Annotated in this window: 22 protein-coding genes; all 22 read left to right on the forward strand. The window is 73.1% G+C overall.

Features of this window, described 5'->3' with window-relative positions:
• Positions 1–26: 26 nt before the first annotated feature.
• The 22 genes from lysA to O2W17_RS14430 all read left to right on the forward strand — a co-directional run bounded on the left by lysA (position 27) and on the right by O2W17_RS14430 (position 21,840).
• Positions 27–1,520 carry a diaminopimelate decarboxylase gene (lysA, locus tag O2W17_RS14325; RefSeq protein WP_269193090.1) on the forward strand — a complete coding sequence of 498 codons (1,494 nt, stop codon included), beginning with the start codon at positions 27–29 and terminating at the stop codon, positions 1,518–1,520.
• Positions 1,517–2,809, forward strand: coding sequence for a homoserine dehydrogenase (locus O2W17_RS14330; RefSeq protein WP_269193091.1), 1,293 nt, complete (start codon positions 1,517–1,519; stop codon positions 2,807–2,809). The genes lysA and O2W17_RS14330 overlap by 4 nt, the downstream gene beginning before the upstream one ends.
• A complete protein-coding gene (gene thrC, locus O2W17_RS14335) occupies positions 2,806–3,879 on the forward strand; it encodes a threonine synthase (protein WP_269193092.1) in 1,074 nt (357 codons plus the stop codon). The genes O2W17_RS14330 and thrC overlap by 4 nt, the downstream gene beginning before the upstream one ends.
• Positions 3,880–4,833 carry a homoserine kinase gene (gene thrB / locus O2W17_RS14340; RefSeq protein ID WP_269193093.1) on the forward strand — a complete coding sequence of 318 codons (954 nt, stop codon included), beginning with the start codon at positions 3,880–3,882 and terminating at the stop codon, positions 4,831–4,833.
• Positions 4,834–5,081: 248 nt separating this feature from the next.
• A complete protein-coding gene (gene rho / locus O2W17_RS14345; protein WP_269193094.1) occupies positions 5,082–7,316 on the forward strand; it encodes a transcription termination factor Rho in 2,235 nt (744 codons plus the stop codon).
• A gap of 136 nt (positions 7,317–7,452) precedes the next feature.
• Complete coding sequence (gene rpmE, locus O2W17_RS14350) at positions 7,453–7,686, forward strand: 50S ribosomal protein L31 (RefSeq protein WP_269193095.1); 234 nt, start codon at positions 7,453–7,455, stop codon at positions 7,684–7,686.
• A gap of 92 nt (positions 7,687–7,778) precedes the next feature.
• Complete coding sequence (gene prfA, locus O2W17_RS14355) at positions 7,779–8,858, forward strand: peptide chain release factor 1 (RefSeq protein WP_269193096.1); 1,080 nt, start codon at positions 7,779–7,781, stop codon at positions 8,856–8,858.
• 26 nt (positions 8,859–8,884) lie between these two features.
• A complete protein-coding gene (gene prmC, locus O2W17_RS14360) occupies positions 8,885–9,727 on the forward strand; it encodes a peptide chain release factor N(5)-glutamine methyltransferase (protein ID WP_269193304.1) in 843 nt (280 codons plus the stop codon).
• A 23-nt stretch (positions 9,728–9,750) separates the two neighbouring features.
• Positions 9,751–10,392 carry an L-threonylcarbamoyladenylate synthase gene (locus tag O2W17_RS14365; RefSeq protein WP_269193097.1) on the forward strand — a complete coding sequence of 214 codons (642 nt, stop codon included), beginning with the start codon at positions 9,751–9,753 and terminating at the stop codon, positions 10,390–10,392.
• 395 nt (positions 10,393–10,787) lie between these two features.
• On the forward strand, positions 10,788–12,092 hold the full coding sequence (glyA, locus tag O2W17_RS14370; protein ID WP_269193098.1) for a serine hydroxymethyltransferase: 1,305 nt from the start codon (positions 10,788–10,790) through the stop codon (positions 12,090–12,092).
• A gap of 3 nt (positions 12,093–12,095) precedes the next feature.
• Positions 12,096–13,328, forward strand: a complete 1,233-nt coding sequence (locus O2W17_RS14375; protein WP_269193099.1) for a glycosyltransferase family 4 protein — start codon at positions 12,096–12,098, stop codon at positions 13,326–13,328.
• A gap of 62 nt (positions 13,329–13,390) precedes the next feature.
• Positions 13,391–13,837 (forward strand): hypothetical protein, encoded by a 447-nt coding sequence (locus O2W17_RS14380; protein WP_269193100.1) that lies wholly within the window; start codon positions 13,391–13,393, stop codon positions 13,835–13,837.
• Positions 13,834–14,085 (forward strand): hypothetical protein, encoded by a 252-nt coding sequence (locus tag O2W17_RS14385; RefSeq protein WP_269193101.1) that lies wholly within the window; start codon positions 13,834–13,836, stop codon positions 14,083–14,085. Before O2W17_RS14380 ends, O2W17_RS14385 begins: the two co-directional genes overlap by 4 nt.
• Before the next feature lie 84 nt (positions 14,086–14,169).
• Positions 14,170–14,952, forward strand: coding sequence for a F0F1 ATP synthase subunit A (gene atpB / locus O2W17_RS14390; RefSeq protein ID WP_269193102.1), 783 nt, complete (start codon positions 14,170–14,172; stop codon positions 14,950–14,952).
• Positions 14,953–15,042: 90 nt separating this feature from the next.
• The gene (locus O2W17_RS14395) at positions 15,043–15,252 is read left to right on the forward strand and encodes an ATP synthase F0 subunit C (protein ID WP_269193103.1); all 210 of its coding nucleotides are present in this window, start codon (positions 15,043–15,045) and stop codon (positions 15,250–15,252) included.
• 25 nt (positions 15,253–15,277) lie between these two features.
• Entirely contained in the window at positions 15,278–15,898 is a 621-nt protein-coding gene (locus tag O2W17_RS14400) for a F0F1 ATP synthase subunit B (protein ID WP_269193104.1), read from the forward strand.
• A complete protein-coding gene (locus O2W17_RS14405) occupies positions 15,898–16,770 on the forward strand; it encodes a F0F1 ATP synthase subunit delta (RefSeq protein ID WP_269193105.1) in 873 nt (290 codons plus the stop codon). Before O2W17_RS14400 ends, O2W17_RS14405 begins: the two co-directional genes overlap by 1 nt.
• A 49-nt stretch (positions 16,771–16,819) precedes the next feature.
• Positions 16,820–18,457 (forward strand): F0F1 ATP synthase subunit alpha, encoded by a 1,638-nt coding sequence (gene atpA / locus O2W17_RS14410; protein ID WP_269193106.1) that lies wholly within the window; start codon positions 16,820–16,822, stop codon positions 18,455–18,457.
• A 3-nt stretch (positions 18,458–18,460) separates the two neighbouring features.
• On the forward strand, positions 18,461–19,432 hold the full coding sequence (locus O2W17_RS14415) for a F0F1 ATP synthase subunit gamma (protein ID WP_269193107.1): 972 nt from the start codon (positions 18,461–18,463) through the stop codon (positions 19,430–19,432).
• A gap of 49 nt (positions 19,433–19,481) precedes the next feature.
• A complete protein-coding gene (gene atpD, locus O2W17_RS14420; RefSeq protein ID WP_269193108.1) occupies positions 19,482–20,927 on the forward strand; it encodes a F0F1 ATP synthase subunit beta in 1,446 nt (481 codons plus the stop codon).
• 222 nt (positions 20,928–21,149) lie between these two features.
• Positions 21,150–21,338, forward strand: coding sequence for a hypothetical protein (locus O2W17_RS14425; protein WP_269193109.1), 189 nt, complete (start codon positions 21,150–21,152; stop codon positions 21,336–21,338).
• Between the two features lie 112 nt (positions 21,339–21,450).
• Complete coding sequence (locus O2W17_RS14430; RefSeq protein ID WP_269193110.1) at positions 21,451–21,840, forward strand: F0F1 ATP synthase subunit epsilon; 390 nt, start codon at positions 21,451–21,453, stop codon at positions 21,838–21,840.
• Positions 21,841–21,849 lie beyond the last annotated feature (9 nt).

Below are 21,849 nucleotides of genomic sequence, written 5' to 3' on the forward strand. Positions count from 1 at the left end.
TCCGCGCGAGCGGCCGGGGAGCAGTTGTGAGGGCGCACCCCGCGGGGCCGCTGCACGGCAACATCTCACCGCCCTCGGCCGCCGGCGCCCCGCCGGCCGAGCTGGGCGTCCTCGACCCCCAGGTCTGGCCGCGCTCGGCCGAGCGGGTCGACGGCGAGCTGCACCTGGCCGGCCGCGCCGTCACCGACCTGGCCCGCGAGCACGGCACACCCCTGTTCGTGCTCGACGAGGCGGACTTCCGCGGCCGCGCCGCCGACTTCGCGACGGCCTTCGCCGACGCCGACGTGCACTACGCCTCCAAGGCGTTCCTCTGCGGCCAGGTGGCCCGCTGGATCGCCGAGGACGGGCTGCACCTGGACGCCTGCAGCGGCAACGAGCTCGCCGTCGCGCTGGCCGCCGGGTTCCCCGCCGGGCGGATCGCGCTGCACGGCAACAACAAGTCGCTGGTGGAGCTGCAGCTGGCCGTCGACTCCCGGATCGGGCACGTGGTGCTCGACTCCTTCGACGAGATCGACCGGCTGGTCCCGCTCGCCGCCGCCCGGGTCGCCTCGGGCGGGGACCCGGTGGCCGTGCTCATCCGCAGCACCGTCGGCATCGAGGCGCACACCCACGAGTTCATCGCCACTGCGCACGAGGACCAGAAGTTCGGCTTCTCGCTCGCCACCGGCGACGCGCTGGAGGCCGCTCGGCGGGTCGTGGCCGAGCCCGCCCTGCACCTGGCCGGCCTGCACAGCCACATCGGCTCGCAGATCTTCGACACCGCCGGCTTCGAGGCCGCCGCGCACCGCGTCGTGGGCCTGCTCGGCGCCGTCCGCGACGCCACCGGCGAGGTGCTCGGCGAGCTGAACCTCGGCGGTGGCTTCGGCATCGCCTACATCCCCGACGACGACCCCGTCAGCCCGGCCGACGTCGCGGACCGGCTGCGCAGCGTCGTCGCCGCGGAGTGCGCCGAGCTCGGGCTGCCGGTGCCGCGCCTGGCCGTGGAGCCGGGCCGGGCCATCGCGGGGCCGGGCACGGTGACGCTGTACGAGATCGGCACCATCAAGCCGGTGCGGCTGGGGGCCAGCGGTGCACCGGGCACCCCGCTGGTGCGCAACTACGTCTCCGTCGACGGCGGGATGAGCGACAACATCCGCACCTCGCTCTACGACGCCGCCTACACCTGCGTGCTCGCCAACCGCACCTCCGACGCCCCGCCGGCGCTGTGCCGGGTGGTGGGCAAGCACTGCGAGAGCGGCGACATCCTGGTGCGCGACCTGTGGCTGCCCTCCGACGTCGTGCCCGGGGACCTGCTCGCCGTCGCCGCCACCGGGGCGTACTGCTGGTCGATGGCGAGCAACTACAACTACCTGCTCAAGCCGCCGGTGGTGGCCGTCCGGGACGGCGCCGCCACCGAGATCGTGCGACGTCAGACACTGTCCGACGTGTTCGCCCTCGACGCGGTCCTCGCCGACCGCCCCGCCCCCTCGCCGGCCATCGACCAGCCGGCGCCCGAGCACCCCGCGGGAGCGACCTCGTGAACCGACCCCTCAAGGTGGCGCTGCTCGGCTGCGGCACCGTCGGCAGCGCGGTGCTGCGCGCGCTGCAGGAGCAGGCCGACGACCTCGGCGCCCGGATCGGCCGCCCGGTGGAGGTGGCCGGCGTCGCCGTGCGCCGCCCGGCGCACCACCCCGACGTCCCGGCGGACCTGCTGACCACCGACGCCCACGGCCTGGTCACCCGCGAGGACGTCGACCTCGTCGTCGAGGTGATCGGCGGGATCGAGCCGGCGCGCTCGCTGATGCTGGCGGCGTTCGAGGCCGGCAAGTCGGTGGTGAGCGCCAACAAGGCGCTGCTGGCCGAGGACGGTGTCGCCCTCCACGCCGCGGCGGCGAAGGCCGGCGTGGACCTCTACTACGAGGCCGCGGTCGCCGGCGCGATCCCGATCCTGCGGCCGCTGCGCGAGTCGCTGGTGGGTGACCAGCTGTCCCGGATCGTGGGCATCGTCAACGGGACGACGAACTACATCCTGTCGCGCATGGCCGAGACCGGGGCCGGCTTCGGCGAGGCGCTGGCCGAGGCCACCGAGCTCGGGTACGCCGAGGCCGACCCGACCGCCGACGTCGACGGCTTCGACGCCGCCGCCAAGGCCGCGATCCTGGCGTCGCTGGCGTTCCACACCCCGGTGGCGGCGGTCGACGTGCACCGCGAGGGCATCTCCACGGTCACCGCCACCGATGTCGCCCGCGCCGCGGAGATCGGCTGCACGGTGAAGCTGCTGGCCATCTGCGAGCGGGTCGCCGGCGCGGACGGGGACTCCGTCGCCGTCCGCGTGCACCCGGCGATGATCCCGACCGCGCACCCGCTCGCCTCGGTGGGCGGGGCGTTCAACGCCGTCTTCGTCGAGGCCGAGGCGGCCGGCCAGCTGATGTTCTACGGGCAGGGGGCCGGCGGCGAGCCGACCGCCAGCGCCGTCCTGGGCGACCTGGTCGCGATCGCCCGCAACCGGGTCACCGGCGGCCCCGGTCCCGGCGTCACCGGCTACGCCAACCTGGCGGTCCGGCCCATGGCCGAGACGCCGACGCGGTACCACGTCAGCCTCGACGTGGCCGACAAGCCCGGTGTGCTCGCCGCCGTCGCGCAGGAGTTCGCGCGGCACGAGGTGAGCATCTCCACCGTCCGACAGACCGGCCGCGGCGACGCCGCGACGCTGGTCATCGTGACCCACAGCGCCCCCGACGCGGCGCTGTCGGCCACCATTGCCGCGCTGCGGGAGATGCCCGCCGTCCGGGGGGTCACCAGCGTGCTGCGCGTGGAGGGGTTGTCATGAGCGTGTCCCCGGTCTGGCCGGGTCTCATCGAGGCGTACCGGGACCGGCTGCCGGTCACCGGCACCACGCCGGTGATCACGCTCCAGGAGGGCGCGACCCCGCTGGTGCCGGCGCGCGAGCTGTCCCGGCGCACCGGCTGCGACGTCTACCTCAAGGTCGAGGGCGCCAACCCCACCGGCTCCTTCAAGGACCGCGGGATGACGATGGCCATCACCAAGGCCGTCGAGGAGGGCGCGCAGGCGGTCATCTGCGCCTCGACCGGCAACACCAGCGCCAGCGCCGCCGCCTACGCCGCCCGCGCGGGCGTCGTCTGCGCCGTCCTGGTGCCGACCGGCAAGATCGCGATGGGCAAGCTGGCCCAGGCGCTGGTGCACGGCGCCCGCCTGCTGCAGGTCGAGGGAAACTTCGACGACTGCCTGACGCTGGCCAGCAAGCTCGCGATCGACTACCCGGTGAGCCTGGTCAACAGCGTCAACCAGTACCGCATCGAGGGGCAGAAGACCGCCTCGTTCGAGATCGTCGACGTGCTCGGCGACGCCCCCGACATCCACTGCCTGCCGGTGGGCAACGCCGGCAACATCACCGCCTACTGGCAGGGCTACCGCGAGTACTGCGCCGACTCCGCGATGCCCGGCCCCGCCTCCCGCACCCCGAAGATGTGGGGTTTCCAGGCCGCGGGGGCCGCGCCCATCGTGACCGGGCAGGTGGTGGAGAACCCGAGCACGATCGCCACCGCCATCCGGATCGGCAACCCCGCCTCCTGGACCAAGGCGCTGGCCGCCCGCGACGAGTCCGGCGGGCGGATCGACGCCGTCACCGACCGCGCGATCCTGTCGGCGTACCGGCTGCTGGCCCGCAGCGAGGCCGTCTTCGTCGAGCCGGCGTCCGCGGCGTCGGTCGCCGGCCTGCTGCAGGTCGCCGCTGCCGGGGAGCTCGAGCCCGGCCAGCGGATCGTCTGCACGGTCACCGGCAACGGCCTCAAGGACCCGGAGTGGGCCATCTCGGGCGCACCCGCGCCGGTGACCATCCCGGTCGACGCCGCCGCGGCCGCGGCGCAGCTGGGCCTGTAGGTGTCCCGCTCCGACCCCGGCCGGGTCCGCGTCCTGGTGCCCGCCACCAGCGCGAACCTGGGCCCGGCCTTCGACTGCGCGGGGCTGGCCCTGGAGCAGCACGACGTCCTCGAGTTCGCGCTGCAGCCCGGTGGTCTGTCCGTCGAGGTGACCGGGGTGGGCGCCGGTGAGCTGCCCACCGACGAGTCGCACCTGGTGGTGCGGGCCTTCCGGGCCGCGTGCGCCGAGCTGGGCTGGACGCCGTCCGGGCTCCGGGTGGTGGCGGAGAACGCCATCCCGCAGGGCCGGGGGATGGGCTCGTCGGCCGCGGCCGTCGTCGCCGGGGTCATGGGCGCCTGGGCGCTGTGCCCGGACGTCGAGGCGATCGACCTCAACTCCGTCCTCCGGCTCACCACCGAGATGGAGGGCCACCCCGACAACGTCGCCGCCTGCCTGCTCGGGGGGCTCACGCTGTCCTGGACCGGCGACGGGGGAGTGGGTGCCGACAGCCTGGCCGTGCACGGCGACGTGCTGCCCGTCGTCCTGGTGCCCGAGGCGACCCTCTCCACCGAACGCGCCCGGTCGCTGCTGCCCGAGGTCGTGCCGCACGCCGACGCCGCCTTCAACGCCGGCCGGTCGGCCCTGCTGGTGCACGCGCTCACCTCGGGCAGCCTGCTGCTCGAGGCCACCGAGGACCGGCTGCACCAGCGTCAGCGGACCGCGGCCATGCCGGCGTCGCTCGCGCTGATCGAGCGGCTGCGCGCCGCCGGGCACGCGGCCGTCGTCTCGGGCGCGGGGCCGTCGGTCCTGGTGCTGGGCCGGCGCACGGTGCGCAGCGCGGACCGCGAGCCCGGGGCCGAGGAGATCGCGGACATCGCCGCGCTCGCGCCCGAGGGGTGGCGGGTGCTCCCGCTCGGCGTGGACGTGCGCGGTGCTCGGGTGCTCGCTGGCACCGCTGGGGTATCGTCTCGATAACGAGGAACACACTGGAGATCACCGGTGTTGTCCTGCCCGTGAGCTGCGACTAGGCTCACGGCGTAGCCGCCCACTCGGGCGAGCCTCGCGCGGGGCCGAAGCAGACGATCGATTCTCTTCGCCGCTCATCCGCCTCGCACCTCTCAACCCGTTCTCCAGTCGCGCACCCGCCTCCGGGCCGGTCCGCCGGGGACCGGGGCACCCCCTGCGCCGAGACGGCGCAGGTCACCGCAGGGAAGGACCTGTACGTGAGCGAAACCACCGACCTCGGCGTGACCGGCGCGCCCGACGACGCCGCCTCCGCCGAGGGCACTGCCGCTTCTGGGACGGCGGGCCGTCCCCGTCGCCGCGGCAACGGGCTGTCGGGCATGCTCCTGCCCGAGCTGCAGCGCCTCGCCGGCGAGCTGGGCATATCCGGCACCGGCCGGATGCGCAAGAGCGACCTGGTCGCCGCGATCTCCGCCCGCCAGGTGGGTGGCGACCCCGCCGAGAGCGCGTCCGCGCCGCCCGCGGCGAGCGGATCCACCGGCGGGGCCGACACCGCCCGCGGTGCCGCCGCCGAGTCCGCACCCCTCGAGGCCCCCGTCAGCGGCGGCGCGAACGGCGGACCCCTGACCGGCGAGGCGACGGCCGCGCCGGCCCGCACCCGCCGGTCGGCCAGCCGCCCGGCCGGATCGCCCGGCAGCGCGAACGGATCGGCCTCCGCCGAGGCGCCGGCGGCCACCTCCGCCCCGGCGGAGGCGCCGGCCGACCCGACGGCGCCCGCCGTCGCGGAGCCGCGCGAGGACGACCAGCGCGACGACGAGCAGCGTGACGGCGACCGCCCGCAGCGCAACCGTGACCGCAACCGCAACCGCGGTGACCGGGACGGCGGCCGGGAGGGCACCGACCGGACCGCCGGCCGGGACGGTGGCGACCGCACCGAGCGGGGCAACCGCGACGCCGGCGACCGGAACGCCAACCGCGACGAGCGCAACGCCGGCCGCGACGCCAACCGGGACGGCGGGAACCGTGACGGCGGCGACCGGAACGCCAACCGCGACGCCAACCGTGACGGCGGCGACCGGAACGCCAACCGCGACGCCGCCCGTGACGGCGGCAACCGCGACGGTGCCAACCGCGACGGCAACCGCGGCCCCGACCGCGACCGCAACGACCGGGGCGGGCGTCCGGACAACCGGAACGACAACCGCACCGACCGGGGGAACGACCGGCCTGCCGAGGACGACGACGACGACTTCGAGGGTGGCCGCGGCCGCCGGGGCCGCCGGTACCGCGACCGCAACAAGCGCGGCAGCAACACCCGGGAGCGCTTCGACCAGGGCGAGCCGACCGTCAGCGAGGACGACGTCCTGCTGCCCGTCGCCGGCATCCTCGACGTGCTCGACAACTACGCGTTCGTCCGCACCTCCGGCTACCTGACCGGCCCCAACGACGTCTACGTCTCGCTGTCCCAGGTGCGCCGGTACGGCCTGCGCCGCGGCGACGCCATCACCGGCGCCGTCCGGCAGCCGCGCGAGGGCGAGCGCAAGGACAAGTACAACGCGCTGGTCCGGCTGGACACCGTGAACGGGCTGGACCCCGAGCAGGCCCGCAACCGGCCGGAGTTCACCAAGCTGACCCCGCTCTACCCACAGGACCGCCTGCGGCTGGAGACCGAGCCGCACCTGCTCACCACGCGGGTCATCGACCTCGTCATGCCGATCGGCAAGGGGCAGCGCGCGCTGATCGTGTCGCCGCCCAAGGCCGGCAAGACGATGGTGCTGCAGTCGCTGGCCAACGCCATCACGACGAACAACCCCGAGTGCCACCTGATGGTCGTCCTCGTCGACGAGCGTCCGGAAGAGGTCACCGACATGCAGCGCTCGGTGAAGGGCGAGGTCATCGCCTCGACCTTCGACCGGCCGCCGGCGGACCACACCACGGTCGCCGAGCTCTCCATCGAGCGGGCCAAGCGCCTGGTCGAGATGGGCCACGACGTCGTCGTCCTGCTGGACTCGATCACCCGCCTGGGTCGCGCCTACAACCTGGCGGCCCCCGCCAGCGGGCGCATCCTCTCCGGTGGTGTCGACTCCACGGCGCTCTACCCGCCCAAGCGCTTCCTGGGTGCTGCCCGCAACATCGAGAACGGCGGGTCGCTGACCATCATCGCCTCGGCGCTGGTCGAGACCGGCTCCACGATGGACACGGTCATCTTCGAGGAGTTCAAGGGCACGGGTAACGCGGAGATCAAGCTCGACCGCCGGCTGGCGGACAAGCGGGTCTTCCCGGCCGTCGACGTCAACGCGTCGGGCACGCGCAAGGAGGAGATCCTCATGTCGCCCGACGAGCTGGCCATCGTCATCAAGCTGCGCCGGGTGCTCGCCGCGCTGGAGCCCCAGCAGGCGCTGGAACTGCTGCTCGACAAGCTGAAGAAGACCCGCAACAACGTCGAGTTCCTCATGCAGATCCAGAAGACGACGCTGGGTCCCGGGCAGGAGTAGCCGGGGCCGCCCGCGGGCGGGGCACGGCGGTCAGGGATACTGGTCGACCGAGCCCCGCCCGCGGCGCGGAATACCTCCCGCCGCCCGGCGTTCCACCAAGCGAACCGCACAGACTTCTCGGAAGAGGCAACCCGGCATGAAGCCCGACATCCACCCCACGTACCACGAGACCACCGTGACCTGTGGTTGCGGGAACACCTTCACCACCCGCAGCACGGCGCCCAGCGGTCAGCTGACCGTGGAGGTCTGCTCGGCCTGCCACCCCTTCTACACCGGCAAGCAGAAGATCCTCGACACCGGCGGCCGCGTGGCCCGGTTCGAGAAGCGCTTCGGCAAGCGCAACGCCGGCGCGGCGGCCGACGCCAAGTAGCACCCCCGACGGCGCCCGTCCCACCTCGCGGTGGGGCGGGCGCCGTCGTCATGTCCGGCCGGAAGTGCACCCGACGCCCCCAGGAGAGACCCATGAGCAGCACCGAGACGTCGGCACCGGACCGGCTGGCCGGGCTGCTGGCGGAGCACGCGCGCCTGGAGCAGGAGCTGGCCGACCCGGCGGTGCACGCCGACCAGTCGCGGGCCCGGCGGATGGGCCGCCGGTACGCGCAGCTGGCGCCGCTGGTGGAGACCGCGCGCGGGCTGGACCAGGCCCGCGACGACCTCAGCGCCGCCCGGGAGCTGGCCGAGGAGGACGCGTCCTTCGCGGCGGAGGCCACCGCGCTGGAGCAGCGGATCGCCGAGCTGACCGACCGCCTGCGCGAGCAGCTGCTGCCCAAGGACCCCGACGACGACAAGGACGTCATCCTCGAGATCAAGGCGGGGGAGGGCGGTGCGGAGTCGGCGCTGTTCGCCGGCGACCTGCTGCGCATGTACCTGCGCTACGCCGAGCGCCGCGGCTGGGCGACCGAGGTGCTCGACGCCGTCGACGCCGAACTGGGCGGTTACAAGGACGTCGCGGTCGCGGTCAAGTCGCGCACCGACGAGGGCATCTGGTCCCGGCTGAAGTTCGAGGGCGGGGTGCACCGCGTCCAGCGGGTGCCCGCCACCGAGAGCCAGGGGCGCATCCACACCTCGGCCGCCGGCGTCCTGGTGCTCCCCGAGGCGGAGGAGGTCGACGTCACCGTCGACCCGAACGACCTGCGCATCGACGTCTTCCGGTCCTCCGGGCCGGGCGGGCAGAGCGTGAACACCACCGACTCCGCCGTGCGCATCACCCACCTGCCCAGCGGCATCGTGGTCAGCTCGCAGAACGAGAAGAGCCAGCTGCAGAACCGGGAGTCGGCGCTGCGGGTGCTCCGCTCCCGGCTGCTCGCCGCCGCCCGCGAGGAGGCCGCCGCGACCGCCAGCGACCAGCGGCGCAGCCAGGTGCGCACCGTCGACCGCAGCGAGCGGGTGCGCACGTACAACTTCCCGGAGAACCGGATCTCCGACCACCGCGTCGGCTACAAGTCGCACAACCTCGACCAGGTGCTCGACGGCGACCTCGACGGGGTCATCGACGCCCTGGTCGGCGCGCACACCGCCGAACTGCTGGCGGCCGGCTCCTGACCGCCGCGCCCCTGACCTGCCGAGCGCTGCTCGCGGCGGCGGCCCGCCGCCTCACCGAGGCGGGCGTGGCGTCGCCCCGGGTCGACGCCGAGCTGCTGCTCGCCCACGTGCTGGGCGTCCCGCGCACCCGGTTGCTCACCCTCGACGACGTCGATGCCGGGGCCGCCGCGCGGTTCGAGACCCTGCTGGGGCAGCGGGCCGACCGCGTGCCGCTGCAGCACCTCACCGGCCGGGCGCCCTTCCGCTACCTCGAGCTGGCGGTCGGGCCCGGCGTCTTCGTGCCGCGGCCGGAGACCGAGCAGCTGGTGGGCTGGGCCCTGGAGCAGCTGGCCGGCGCCACCGGACCGGTCGTGGTCGATCTCGGGTCGGGCTCGGGCGCCATCGCGCTGTCGATCGCCCGGGAGCACCCCGGCGCCCGGGTGACGGCGGTCGAGCACGACCCGGGCGCGATCGAGTGGACCCGGCACAACGCCCGCGACCGCGCCGCCGCGGGGGACACCCCCGTGGAGGTCCTCGCCGGGGACATGACCGATCCGGAGCTGCTGCGCGTGCTCGACGGCCGGGTGGACCTGGTCGTGAGCAACCCGCCCTACGTGCCCGACGGCGCGCGGGTGCCCAGGGAGGTCGCCGACCACGACCCGCCGCTGGCGCTGTGGGGCGGACCCGACGGGCTCGACGTCGTCCGCGGCCTGCTGGGCACCGCCGCCCGGCTGCTCCGGCCCGGCGGCGGGCTGGGCATCGAGCACGCCGACCAGCAGGGCGGCTCGCTGCCGGCGCTGGTCCGTGCGCACGGCGGGTTCACCGAGGTGGACGACCACCCGGACCTCGCGGGCCGGCCCCGGTACACCACCGCCCGCCGCGCCGGCTGAGGTCTGCGGAAGACTGCTGCCCCGTGGCCGAGTTCTACGACTGCTCCGATCCCGAGGTCCGCGCGACCGCACTGCAGGCCGCCGCGGACGCGATCACCCGCGGCGAGCTGGTGCTGCTGCCCACCGACACCGTCTACGGCGTCGCCGCCGACGCGTTCACCCCCGCGGCGGTCGCCCGCCTGCTGGCCGCCAAGAACCGGGGCCGGGCCATGCCCGTGCCGGTGCTGATCGGCGAGGCGTCGACGCTGGCCGGGCTGGTCGTCCGGACGCCGGAGGTCGCGACCCGGCTCGCCCAGGAGTTCTGGCCCGGCGGGCTGACGCTCGTCCTGGAGCACGCGCCGTCGCTGGCCTGGGACCTCGGCGACGCCGAGGGGACGGTGGCCGTCCGGCTGCCCGGCGACGAGCTCACCCGGGACCTGCTGCGCCGCACCGGACCCCTGGCGGTGTCCAGCGCGAACCGGTCCGGGCGGCCGGCGGCCACCTCGGCGCAGCAGGCCGACATGCAGCTCGGCGCGCACGCCGCCGTCGTCCTGGACGACGGGCCGCGGACCAGCTCGGCGGCGAGCACGATCGTCGACTGCACCGGTCCGGCCCCGCGGGTGCTCCGCGTCGGTGCGATCCCCGTCGACCGCCTCCAGCAGGTCGTCCCCGAGCTCACCGACTAGGTCGGCCCGCAAGCCGGGCTCGGCGAGGAGCGTCGGACGCCCGGCACCCGGTGGCACGACGTCCGAGGAGCGCGGCCCGGAGGATGCGGTGGAAGGGCGGGCGCGACCGACGGTGGTCCGACGTCCGAGGAGCGGGGCCCGGAGGGTCCCCGACGAGGGCGTGGACGCGCTCGTCGCAGGCCGGGCGGCACGTGGTCGCGGTGCGCGTGGTTCGACGTCGTCGGAGGGGGGCCCGGAGGGTCCCCGACGAGGGCGTGGACGCGCTCGTCGCAGGCCGGGCGGCACGTGGTCGCGGTGCGGTCCGGGAGGACCGCAGTGTCATAGTTAGACGACCGCCGCGCCGCCCGAGCCCGGGCATCGCGGGCGCCCGCACCGACTTCTGGAGTGCGCCTGAGATGAGCACCCCCTACTGGGGCCCGGACTTCGACGCCCTGGCCGCCTTCGACCCCGACATCGCCGACGTGGTCACCGGTGAGCTGGACCGGCTGCGCGGGGGGCTGCAGCTGATCGCCAGCGAGAACTTCACCAGCCCCGCCGTCCTGGCCGCCCTGGGCAGCACGCTGTCGAACAAGTACGCCGAGGGCTACCCCGGCCGGCGCTACTACGGCGGCTGCGAGGTCGTCGACCGCGCCGAGGAGATCGGCATCGAGCGCGCCAAGGAACTCTTCGGCGCCGAGCACGCCAACCTCCAGCCACACTCGGGGGCCAACGCGAACCTGGCCGCGTACGGCGCCTTCCTCCAGCCGGGCGACACCCTGCTCGCCATGGCGCTGCCGCACGGTGGTCACCTGACCCACGGCGCGAAGGTCTCCTTCTCCGGCAAGTGGTTCAACGCCGTGCAGTACGGCGTGGACCCGCAGACCGAGCACATCGACTACGACCAGGTGCGCGACCTCGCCCGCGAGCACCGGCCGAAGATGATCATCTGCGGCGGCTCGGCCATCCCGCGGCTGATCGACTTCCCGCTGTTCCGCGAGATCGCCGACGAGGTCGGCGCGATCCTCATGGTCGACGCCGCGCACTTCATCGGCCTGGTCGCCGGCAAGGCGATCCCCAGCCCGGTGCCCTACGCCGACGTCGTCACCTTCACCACGCACAAGGTGCTGCGCGGCCCCCGGGGCGGCGCCATCGTCTGCAAGGCCGAGCACGCCAAGGCCATCGACAAGGCCGCCTTCCCGATGATGCAGGGCGGCCCGCTGATGCACGCCGTCGCCGCGAAGGCGGTGAACTTCAAGGAGTGCCTGCAGCCCGGGTACCAGGCCTACGCCCGCCAGGTCATCGCCAACGCGCAGGCGCTGACCGAAGGCCTCGCGGCCGAGGGGCTCCGGCCGGTGGCCGGCGGCACCGACACCCACCTGGCGCTGCTGGACCTGCAGGAGACCGGCGTGACCGGTGCCGACGCCGAGGCCCGGTGCGGCGCCGCGGGCATCGTGCTGAACAAGAACGCGATCCCGTTCGACCCGCAGCCGGCCTCGGTCGCCTCGGGGATCCGGGTGGGCAGCCCCGCGGTCACCACCCAGGGCATGACGGAGCCGGAGATGAAGTCCATCGCCTCGCTCATCGGTGCCGCCATCCGCGACGCCGACGGCAGCCGGACGGCCGAGGTCGCCGCGGGTGTCCGCGAGCTGGTCGGCACCCACCCTGCCTATCCCGACCCGACCCGACCGACTGCGTCCCCCGAGCCGGCGAAGACCGTCTGAGCCGTGCGCGAGTACGTCGTCGTCCTGCTCACCGCCGCGCTGGTCACCTTCCTGGCCACGCCGGTGGTGCGGATGATGGCGATCCGGCTGCGCATGATGGCCGCCCCGCGGGAGCGTGACGTGCACGTCATCCCGACCCCGCGGGGCGGCGGCGTGGCCATGTACCTCGGCTTCGTCGCCGCGGTCCTGGTGGCCTCCCGGCTGCCGGCGCTGCAGCGGACGTTCGACGACACCCAGGTCTACGCGGTCCTCGTCGCCGGCGGGCTCATCTGCCTGCTGGGGGTGCTCGACGACAAGTGGGGCCTGGACGCACTGACGAAACTCACCGGGCAGATCGCCGCGGCCGGCGTGATGGTGCTGCTGGGCGTGCAGCTGGCGTTCCTGTTCCTCCCGTTCGCCGACATCGGCACGGTGTCCCTCGGCCCGGACGTCGGGGTCCCCCTGACCATCCTGCTGACGGTCTTCGCGGTGAACGCGCTGAACTTCATCGACGGGCTCGACGGCCTGGCCGCGGGCGTCTCGGCGATCGCCGCGCTGGCCTTCTTCGCCTACAGCTACAACCTCGGCCAGATGCGGTACGAGGAGGCGGCGAGCGCGCCGGCGCTCATCACCGCGGTGCTGGCCGGGATCTGCCTGGGCTTCCTGCCGCACAACTTCAGCCCGGCCCGCATCTTCATGGGCGACTCCGGGTCGATGCTGGTCGGGCTCATGCTGTCGGCGGCCGCGGTGACGGCGACCGGGGGAGTGGACGCCCAGACCTTCGGCTCGGCGGCCAGCCTGCTTCCGCTGACCCTGCCGCTGCTCGTGCCGATCGCGATCCTCTTCATCCCGTTCACCGACCTGGTGCTGGCGGTGGTGCGGCGCACCCGCAAGGGGCAGTCGCCGTTCTCGCCGGACAAGATGCACCTGCACCACCGGCTGCTGTCCATCGGGCACTCGCACACCCGGGCCGTCCTGGTCATGTACTTCTGGGCCGCGCTGCTGTCCTTCGGCGCGGTCGGGCTGTCCATCACCGGTGGCCGCGTGGAGCTGGTCGTGGCCATCGCCGTCCTGCTGGTGGTCGGCGTGGTGGTCGTGCTGAGCCCCCGTGCGCGCCGGGCCGCGCGCGAGGCCCGCGCCGCGGAGCTGGCCGCCCAGCGCCGCCGCAGCCGTGCCGACCACCCGACCGCCCGCGCCGCGCGCCCGGTGCCCGAGCCGGACGCGACACCGACGGGCGCGGGCCGGGCGGCCCGGTGAGCAGGCGGCGTCGCGCCGGTCGAGGCTGGTGGAGGGACGGAGGGGTGCAGGTACCCTGAGGCGTGCTCGACAGAAGCGATCCGGCCGCCCGTCCCGACCCGTACGGCGCGATGCTCCGGGGCGGTGCCCTGCCCTCGCTGGCGGTCGCGGTGGTCGCGATCGCGGTCTTCACCGCCGTCCAGGGGTCCCTCGGTGCGGCGGGCAGCGCCCTCGCCTCGGCCCTCGTCATCGCGAGCGCCGCCTCGACGATGATCATCCTCGGGCGGATGGCGGGCCTCGATCCGCGCGTGGTCTTCATGGGCGCGATGGTCAGCTACTTCTTCAAGGTCGGTCTGCTGGGGGTCTTCCTCCTGGTGTTCCGGAACGCCGACTGGCTGTCGCCGCTCGCTTTCGCGGTGACCGCGGTCGTGGTGTCCCTCGCGGGCACGATCGGTGAGATCGTCGCCTTCACCCGGGTGCGCACCTACATCTACGACGAACCGGCCCCGTCCTCCGAGGTGCGGTCTTGACCCCTGGCGGGGACGACGCGGCCGAGGGGCCGTCGTCGGTGCACGGCCAGATGGTGGCCGGGGCGCACCTGCGCGAAGGGTGGGACGCGCTGGGCACCATGCTCTCCGCGATGCTCGTCTTCGGGCTGCCGGCCTGGTGGCTCAGCGAGGCGCTCGACCAGGTGTGGGTGCTCCCCGTGGCCCTGGTCCTAGGGATGGCCACTGCGATCGCCACGATCTGGGTCCGCTACTCTGACCCCGGCCCGTGAGGCGCGCCTCTCCGCTGGAGGTGGGGCGACCCTCCGGGCCGTGGCACGAATCCACCCGCAGCAGTTCGTGACGGAGGCTGAGTAGTGACGACCGAGGTCTCGGCCGCCGAGGAGTTCGTCCCGCCGAGCGCGCCCGACTTCTGGCAGCCACTCGTCGGCGACGGCGCCTTCGCCATCACGCGTTCGATGATCGTCATGGTGCTGGTCACCATCGGCCTGGCGGTCGTCATGATGCTGGCGACGCGTCGCCTCGCCGTGGTCCCCGGGCGCGGCCAGTACCGGCTCGAGGGCGTGTACGGCCTCGTCCGCAACTCGATCGGCCGGGACATCATCGGGTCGGAGCACTTCCGCCCCTACGTCCCGCTGCTGTTCACGCTGTTCACGCTCATCCTGCTGAACAACCTGATGGGCATCATCCCGCCCGTCCAGTTCCCGACGATGAGCCGGATCGGCTTCCCCCTCGCCCTCGCGCTCGGGGTCTACGTCGTCTACCTGGTCGCCGGCGTCCGCCGCCGCGGGCTCGGGGGGTTCCTCAAGAACCTGGTGCCCAGCGGGCTGCCGTTCTGGGTCGTCCCGGTGGTCTTCGTCCTGGAGCTCGTGACGTTCCTCGTCACCCGTCCGGTGACCCTCACGCTGCGACTCTTCGGCAACATGTTCGCCGGCCACATCCTGCTGCTGCTCTTCGCCCTCGGCGGGGAGTACCTGCTGCTGGAGGGCGAGGGCCTGCTGAAGCTGGTGTCGATCCCGGCCTTCCTGATGTTCTTCCTCTTCAGCGCGTTCGAGATCCTGATCGCGTTCCTGCAGGCCTACGTCTTTATCCTGCTGGCCTCCGTCTACATCGCCGAGGTCTACGCGGACGACCACTGACGTCCGCAGAGCCACCCACCCCCCCCGAGTTGCACCACCGATGTGCGCCACCCGGCCGCACAGACCGACTGAGAGGAACGGACACACCCAATGGAAGGCAATCTCGCGATCATCGGCTACGGCCTGTCGGCCATCGGGCCGGGCATCGGCATCGGCCTGATCTTCGCTGCCTACGTGAGCGGCGTGGCGCGTCAGCCCGAGGTCCGCGGTGTGCTGCAGACCATCGCCATCCTGGGCTTCGTGCTCTGCGAGCAGCTGGCCATCTTCGGCATCGCCCTGGCCTTCGTCTTCTCGGGCTGACCGAGGATCGGAAGGAGACACACTGATGGGCGCGATCGACAACGCGGCCGGCGTCCTGGCGGCGGCCGAGACCGGTGAGGGTGGCTTCTGGGAGGACGCCTATCCCGTCATCCCGCACCCGGGTGAGCTGATCGTCGGAATCATCTCCTTCGCGATCCTCTACCTGCTGTACAAGAAGTACGTGGTCCCGCGGCTCGAGACCATGCTGGCCGAGCGCCGGCGGGCCATCGAGGGCGGCATCGAGCGTGCCGAGGCCATGCAGGCCGAGGCCAAGGCGTCGCTGGACCAGTACCGCGCCCAGCTGGCCGAGGCCCGCAACGAGGCCGCCCAGATCCGGGACCAGGCCCGCGCCGAGGGGCAGCAGATCCTCGAGGAGCTGAGGGCCCAGGCGCAGGAGGAGTCGGCGCGGATCGTCGCCCGGGGCGAGGAGCAGATCGCTGCCTCCCGCAGCCAGGTGGTCAACGAGCTGCGTGGCCAGATCGGCGCGCTCGCCGTCGATCTCGCCGGCCGGGTGGTCGGCGAGTCGCTCGCCGACGAGGCGCGCCGGCAGGGCACCGTGGACCGGTTCCTCGACCAGCTCGACGGCATGTCCGCCGGCACCCCGGACGGCCGGAGCGGCAGCACCGTCGCCGGGGGCACCCGCTGATGGATGCGTCGAGCCGCGCGGCGCTCGTCGTCGCCCGGGAACGGCTGGAGGAGCTGACCCACGACCCCTCGGGGTTCCTGGGGAAGGCCAAGGACCGGCTCACCGGCCAGGCGCGGGCCACCGAGACCGGTGACCAGCTGGCGCTGGCCGAGGAGCTGTTCGCGGTGGCGCGGCTGCTGGAGTCCCAGCCGTCGCTGCGCCGGGCGCTCTCCGACCCCTCGGGCAAGCCCGAGGAGCGGGCCGCGCTCGCGCAGCGGCTGTTCGCCAGCCGGCTCTCGCCGGTCGGTCTCGACGTCGTCGAGACCAGCGTCCGGCAGCGCTGGTCGCGGCCCCTCGACCTCGTCGAGGCCGCGACCACGCTCGGGACCGAGGCGGCTCTCGACGCCGCCGACGGCCGCGGTGAGCTGGACAGCGTGGAGGACGAGCTCTTCCGCTTCGGCCGGATCGTCGGCGGTGACCGGGAGCTGTCCCGCATCCTCAGCGACCGGAGCGCGCCGGCGGCGGGCAAGTCCGCGCTGCTGGACCAGCTGCTGTCCGGCCGGGTCAGCCCGGTCACCGAGCTGCTGCTGCGCAACGTGCTCACCACCTCGCACGTCGGTACCGCAGGTGTCGCCGTCGAGCGGCTCTCCGACGCCGCCAGCCGTCGCCGCGGCCAGTCCGTGGCCCGGGTGACGACGGCGGCGCCGCTGACCCCCGCCCAGGAACGACGGCTGGTCGACGTGCTCGGTCGCATGTACGGGCGGACCATCGGGTTGCAGGTGACCGTCGACCCGACGCTGCTCGGCGGCCTCCTCGTCCAGGTGGGCGACGAGGTCATCGACGGCAGCATCGCCCACCGGCTGGAAGCCGCCCGTCGGCAGCTCGCCGGCTGACCGACCACCACCACAGATCACGACCCCGCAGGGAAGAGGACTCAGAGCCATGGCCGAGCTGACGATCTCCGCAGACGAGATCCGCAGTGCCATCCAGAACTACGTCACCGAGTACTCGCCTGACGTCTCCCGCGAAGAGGTCGGGGTCGTCACCGAGGCCGGCGACGGCATCGCCCGGGTCGAGGGGCTGCCCTCGGTCATGACCAACGAGCTGCTCGAGTTCGAGAGCGGCGTGCGCGGTCTGGCGCTGAACCTCGACGTCCGCGAGGTCGGTGTCGTGGTCCTGGGTGACTACTCCGGCATCGAGGAGGGCCAGCAGGTCCGCCGGACCGGCGAGGTGCTCTCCGTCCCCGTCGGTGACGGGTACCTCGGCCGCGTCGTCGACCCGCTGGGCAACCCCATCGACGGTGCCGGCCCGATCGCCACCACCGGCCGCCGCGCCCTCGAGCTGCAGGCGCCCACCGTGGTGCAGCGGCAGTCGGTGCACGAGCCGATGCAGACCGGGATCAAGGCCATCGACGCCATGACCCCGATCGGGCGCGGCCAGCGCCAGCTGATCATCGGTGACCGGCAGACCGGCAAGTCGGCGATCGCGCTGGACACGATCATCAACCAGAAGCAGGCCTGGGCGACCGGCGACCCGACGCAGCAGGTGCGCTGCATCTACGTCGCCGTCGGCCAGAAGGGCTCGACGATCGCGGCGACCAAGGCCGCGCTCGAGGACGCCGGCGCGATGGAGTACACGACCATCGTCGCCGCCCCCGCCTCCGAGGCCGCCGGCTTCAAGTACATCGCCCCCTACACCGGCTCGGCCATCGGCCAGCACTGGATGTACGAGGGCAAGCACGTCCTCATCGTGTTCGACGACCTGTCGAAGCAGGCCGAGGCCTACCGCGCCGTCTCCCTGCTGCTCCGCCGCCCGCCGGGCCGCGAGGCCTACCCCGGCGACGTCTTCTACCTGCACTCCCGCCTGCTGGAGCGCTGCGCGAAGCTGAACGACGAGCTGGGCGCGGGCTCGATGACCGGCCTGCCGCTCATCGAGACCAAGGGCAACGACGTGTCGGCCTACATCCCGACCAACGTCATCTCGATCACCGACGGGCAGATCTTCCTCGAGACCGGTCTGTTCAACTCCGGCGTCCGCCCGGCGATCAACGTCGGCATCTCGGTGTCCCGCGTGGGCGGCTCGGCGCAGATCAAGGCGATGAAGTCGGTCGCCGGCCGCCTGCGCCTGGACCTCGCGCAGTACCGCGAGCTCGAGGCCTTCGCCTCGTTCTCCTCCGACCTGGACGCGTCCAGCCGGGCCACCCTGGAGCGCGGCCAGCGCCTGGTCGAGCTGCTGAAGCAGGGGCAGTACTCGCCCTACCCGGTCGAGCGCGAGGTCGTCTCCCTGTGGCTGGGCACGACCGGCAAGCTCGACCGCGTCCCGGTGTCCGACGTGCGCCGATTCGAGTCGGAGTTCCTCGACTACGTCGCGCGCGGCGACAACGCCGTCTACGAGTCGATCCAGCAGACCAAGAAGCTCGAGGACGACGCGGTGTCCAGCCTGGAGCGGGCCGTGGAGAAGTTCTACGGCCAGTTCACCACCACCGACGGTGAGTCGCTGACGGCGAACGAGCCCGAGGCCGAGGCCATGGACGCCTCGGAGCGGGGTCAGGAGCGCGTCCAGGTCAAGCGGGGCAGCTGACCCATGGCCGGTACCCTCCGCGCGCTGCGGCGCCGCATCCGCTCCACGAAGTCGACGAAGAAGATCTTCTCGGCGCAGGAGCTGATCGCCGGTGCCCGCATCGTCCGCGCCCAGGCCCGGGTGGAGGCCTCCAAGCCCTACGCCCGGGAGATCACGCGGGTGCTGTCGGCGCTGGCCTCGTCGGCGTCGCTGGACCACCCGCTGCTCACGGAGCGGGAGAACCCGCAGCGGGCGGCGGTGCTGGTCATCACCTCCGACCGCGGCTTCGCCGGCTCGTACAACGTGAACGTGCTCCGGCGCACCGAGGAGCTGCTGTCGCTGCTGCGGCAGGAGGGCAAGGAGCCGGTGCTCTACGTCGTCGGCCGGAAGGGCGAGACCTACTACTCCTTCCGTGACCGCGCGACGGCCGCCACGTTCACCGGCTTCTCCGAGCAGCCGAACTACCCCGACGCGCAGGAGGTCGGCCGCGCGCTCATCGACGCCTTCACCGCAGGCGCCGACGACGAGGCCGGCGGCGCAGGTGCCGACGGCATCCTCGGCGTGGACGAGTTGCACATCGTCTACACCGAGTTCCGCTCCCTGCTCGCGCAGGTCCCGGTCGCCAAGCGGATGGCTCCGCTGGAGGTCGAGGAGGTCGACGAGTTCGACTACGAGCGGGAGGAGCGGGAGCGGGGCACCACCGGCGACGACGGCGTGCCCGCCTCCTACGAGTTCGAGCCCTCCGCGGAGGGCCTGCTCGACGCGCTGCTGCCGAAGTACATCACCACGCGGATCTACGCGGCGATGCTCGAGGCGGCCGCCTCGGAGTCGGCGTCGCGCCGCCGCGCGATGAAGTCGGCGTCCGACAACGCCGAGGAGCTGGCGAAGAACCTGTCCCGGCAGGCCAACCAGGCCCGCCAGGCGGAGATCACGCAGGAGATCAGCGAGATCGTCGGCGGTGCCGACGCGCTGGTCTCGTCCGGCTCGAACGACTGACCACCACGAACAGCAGAACACCGAGCCCCAGGGCAGGAGAGCAGTACAGATGACCGTCACCGAGGACCGTCCGACCAGCTCGCAGACCACGGCCGCCGGCCGCGTCGTGCGGGTCACCGGGCCGGTCGTCGACGTCGAGTTCCCGCGCGACGCGATGCCCGACCTGTTCAACGCCCTGAAGGTCGATGTCACGCTGGCCGACCTCAGCAAGCGGCTGACCCTCGAGGTCGCCCAGCACCTCGGCGAGAACGTCGTGCGCACCATCTCGATGGCGCCGACCGACGGCCTCGTCCGGGGCGCCGAGGTCACCGACACCGGGAACCCGATCATGGTCCCGGTCGGCGAGGTGGTGACCGGGCACGTCTTCAACGCCCTGGGCGAGTGCCTGGACCAGCCCGGCTACGCCGAGGACGCCCTGCACTGGTCGATCCACCGGCACGCGCCGAAGTTCGACCAGCTCGAGGGCCGCACCGAGCTGCTCGAGACCGGCATCAAGGTCATCGACCTGCTGACCCCCTACGTGGCCGGCGGGAAGATCGGTCTGTTCGGTGGTGCGGGTGTCGGCAAGACCGTGCTGATCCAGGAGATGATCCGCCGGGTCGCCCAGGAGTTCGGTGGCGTCTCGGTGTTCGCCGGGGTCGGCGAGCGAACCCGTGAGGGCAACGACCTCATCACGGAGATGACCGAGTCCGGCGTCATCAACTCGACCGCGCTGGTGTTCGGCCAGATGGACGAGCCGCCGGGCACCCGGCTGCGGGTGGCGCTCTCGGCGCTCACCATGGCGGAGTACTTCCGCGACGAGATGAACCAGGACGTGCTCCTCTTCATCGACAACATCTTCCGGTTCACCCAGGCCGGCTCGGAGGTGTCGACCCTGCTGGGCCGCATGCCGTCCGCCGTGGGTTACCAGCCGACGCTGGCCGACGAGATGGGTGAGCTCCAGGAGCGGATCACCTCGACGCGTGGTCGCTCGATCACCTCGCTGCAGGCGATCTACGTGCCCGCCGACGACATCACCGACCCGGCGCCGCACACCACGTTCGCCCACCTCGACGCGACGACCGTGCTCTCGCGGCCGATCTCGGAGAAGGGCATCTACCCGGCCGTGGACCCGCTGGACTCGACCAGCCGGATCCTCGACCCGCAGTACGTGGGCCAGGAGCACTACCAGATCGCCCAGACCGTGAAGCAGATCCTCCAGCGCTACCAGGAGCTGCAGGACATCATCGCGATCCTCGGCATCGACGAGCTCTCCGAGGAGGACAAGGTCACGGTCAACCGGGCCCGGCGCATCGAGCGCTTCCTCTCGCAGAACATGTTCGTGGCCGAGGCCTTCACCGGTCAGCCCGGCTCCTACGTGCCGCTGTCGGAGACCCTCGAGGCCTTCAAGGCGCTCACCGAGGGCACCTACGACAACGTGCCGGAGCAGGCGTTCTTCATGTGCGGTGGTCTCGAGGACCTCGAGAAGAACGCGAACAAGCTCAAGAAGGCCTGACCGCCTCCACCGAGCCTCGCCGACGGCCGGGTCGCCCTCCGGGGCGGCCCGGCCGTCGCCGTCCCCGGCCCCTGGCGTTCGCCGTCCCCGGCCCCTGACGACCGCCGTCCCGGGCTCGCCCTTTCGGGTGGTTTCCCCCCGCAGCCCTGCGCTCCGCGGGCCGGGATGCCGACCATCGGTCGCAGGCGCGCCCGGACGACGGGGGCCGACGTGGGGGGCGACGTGGACCGGGACAGCGCGGTGCCGGCGGCCGGAGGCCGGGCATCCGGGGACTGGACGTGGCCGCCGTACGCGCCGGTCGACGCCCCGATCACGGCCTTCGACACCGAGCGCTGGGCACCAGCCACCTGCGTCCGCCACCCCTGGGTCCGCGTGGGCCGCTACACGCTCCTCTACCGCCGCGCGGCCTGAAAGAGGGCCCCCTCCTCCCCACCCCTCGCACGCTCGGGGCGGTGCCCGGCAGGGGGCCGTACCAGCACGCCGTTAGAGTGAGGCGGACCGTCCGTTCAAACCGAGGAGTGTCGTGGCGACCCTGCAGGTCGAGTTGGTGGCCGTCGAGCGCAAGATCTGGTCCGGCGAGGCAACCAGTGTCATCGCCCGCACCACGGAGGGCGAGCTCGGTGTGCTCCCCGGCCACGCCCCGCTGCTCGGTCAGCTGGCCGACGGCGGCGTCGTGACCATCCGCACCGAGTCGGGCGAGGACATGGTCGTCGCGGCCCACGGCGGGTTCCTGTCCGTCACCGAGCGCGGTGTCTCGATCCTCGCCGAGACGGCGGAGATCTCCTCCGAGATCGACGTCGAGCGCGCCCGTGAGGCGCTGCGCCGGGCCGAGGGCGAGAAGGACACCCCCGAGGGGCTGGCCGCGGCCCGCCGCGCGGAGTCCCGGCTGAGGGCGGCCGGACAGAGCGCCTGATCCACCCGG

The sequence above is a fragment of the Blastococcus sp. VKM Ac-2987 genome, from assembly GCF_026967805.1.
Classification (GTDB): Bacteria; Actinomycetota; Actinomycetes; order Mycobacteriales; family Geodermatophilaceae; genus Blastococcus.